General features: G+C 34.2%; 2 protein-coding genes and 1 pseudogene. All 3 read right to left on the bottom strand.

Annotated elements, in window-relative coordinates; all coding sequences use genetic code 11:
- Nucleotides 1-19 precede the first annotated feature (19 nt).
- Nucleotides 20-1,009, bottom strand: a complete 990-nt coding sequence (locus H5072_RS18070) for a sensor domain-containing diguanylate cyclase (protein ID WP_182694340.1) — start codon at nucleotides 1,007-1,009, stop codon at nucleotides 20-22.
- A gap of 215 nt (nucleotides 1,010-1,224) precedes the next feature.
- Nucleotides 1,225-1,605, bottom strand: coding sequence for a DP-EP family protein (locus tag H5072_RS18065; RefSeq protein ID WP_165723569.1), 381 nt, complete (start codon nucleotides 1,603-1,605; stop codon nucleotides 1,225-1,227).
- A gap of 20 nt (nucleotides 1,606-1,625) precedes the next feature.
- Nucleotides 1,626-1,976, bottom strand: a pseudogene (locus H5072_RS18060) (transcriptional regulator); the annotation flags it as partial.

The raw sequence follows: 1,976 nt of genomic DNA, 5'->3' as shown, positions 1-1,976 counted from the left end.
ATACCAAATAGTTAGTACATCACCTTATACATAATTTATTACGACCTTCCGACTTCGCTCTGTATAAGGCAGTATCCGCCGCGCATATTAATGCCTCAGATGTTCTGTATTGATTATTGTATTCACACGCTAAACCCTGACTTACACTTATTTTTACATTCGCTGGTAAACCGAGATCTCTAAAATTAATGTTGAGTATTTTTTCTTGAATACGCTTAGCAATCATTTGTGCATTTGAAATATGCGAACGAGGCAGCACAACAGCAAACTCCTCACCACCATAGCGTGCTACTAAACTGTCTTTAGATGGTAAGCACTCTTCAATTGTACGAGCGACTTTTTGAAGGCACTTATCACCTTTTACATGGCCAAAGTTATCGTTAAATAATTTAAAGTAATCAATATCAATAAGTATAAAGCTAAGAGGCTGCTTGTTAACTATGCACTCTTGCCAATTTTTAATGATGGTTTTTTCTAAAGTACAGCGATTAGCAATACCAGTGAGATGATCAAGTCTGGCTACGTTTTCCAGTACTTTGTATTTTTTAACGTGCTTTGAAATATCATGCATTATACAAATAAAAAGTGGGGTACTTGCGACTACCGATTCGGGTAAACATGATATAGATAACTCAACATCTAAACAGTTACCATTGTTTTTTCTTATTTGAACTTCTTTCGGACCATGATTGAGTGGTGTTTGATAGTTGTTTTTCCAACTTTCAAACATGTATTTATAGTCATCGCGATACTGTTCTTGTAAACAATCTTGCCATTTTTTACCTATTAATGAATCAGACGTTACATTGAAAAAACGTGCTGCTACGGGATTTACTGATTCAAACACCCCATCTGCATTAACAATAAAAATAGCATCGGCCATGACATTAGTGACATTAATAATTGCGCTTATTTTTTCATTGTTAACGGTATTAGAAATGCTGCTGATTAATGCAGATACAGCGCTGTCGGTGTTGTTTGCTTTGCTATTTTCATTATTGTTAGACATGGTGTTGCTCATTTTCATTATTGTTAGACATGGTGTTGCTCATTTTTATTGTTAATGAAACTTTATGTCTAGCAGTTTATTCAATTTATCGTTTTTAAACCTTTCGGTAACCTTCTGATTTAAGTTGTTGTTATTTAAGTTTATTTAAGGGGCGTTTTTAAATAAATTACACCGCAATTAATATGCCTGTGCAATTTAAAAATAAGCATTACTAATTAGAGTTCTTTTTCATTCTTAACTTGAGGATCAGCGCTTTCATATTTATTGCCATTACACTCAACGTTAAAGATTAAGCATACAGAGCCATTATTTTCATCTGTGTCGGTAATGATAATTGTGTGGCCGTTGTCACTTACTTTATAGCTGAAGTCTTGGGCGCATGGTTTTTGTGTGTCGATATTGGTGATAGTAGCGCCAGTAAATACGAAACCATTTTGAATTGTGGCATCGTCTAAATTGTAGTTGCCAGCGGTTTCAGTTCTTACAACACCACCGCCAGTAGCGGGTTCGCCATTTTTTGTATAGCTAAAAATAGCTTCACCGTTGTTAAGTTCAATATTTACTTGAAAGTCGACATTTTCTAGGGTGTTATTCATATCATTTCCTTTATGAGTAATTATAGTTGGAAGTTCGTAATGCCTAATTTAACTAGGCTTGTTTTTATTTCTGATATCTCGTCTTCTCTGTTTAAACAGGTATAAGCTTGTACTAGTGGGTATGTTATTTTTACGCTCTGACTTATTTTTGCAGCTTCAGAAATTGCTTTGATAGCACTTAAGCAAAATTGCTCTCGCTGTTTATTAGTTGTAGCTAAGTTTGCTTTGATTAAGTTTATTCTTGTATATACTAAGTAATCACCAGTTTTAGTTAGGCTGGCTAATTGATGTTTGTAGTTTTCATTATTCTCAAGCTCAGTTAATAACTCCTGCGCTTTGAGTGGTGATTGTCTATTTATAAAATATTGAAT

This window comes from Pseudoalteromonas sp. SR45-5, assembly GCF_014163565.1.
GTDB classification, from domain to species: domain Bacteria; phylum Pseudomonadota; class Gammaproteobacteria; order Enterobacterales; family Alteromonadaceae; genus Pseudoalteromonas; species Pseudoalteromonas distincta.
The sequence above is the reverse complement of the archived record's forward strand: the minus strand, read 5'-3'. Positions and strand labels throughout refer to the sequence as shown.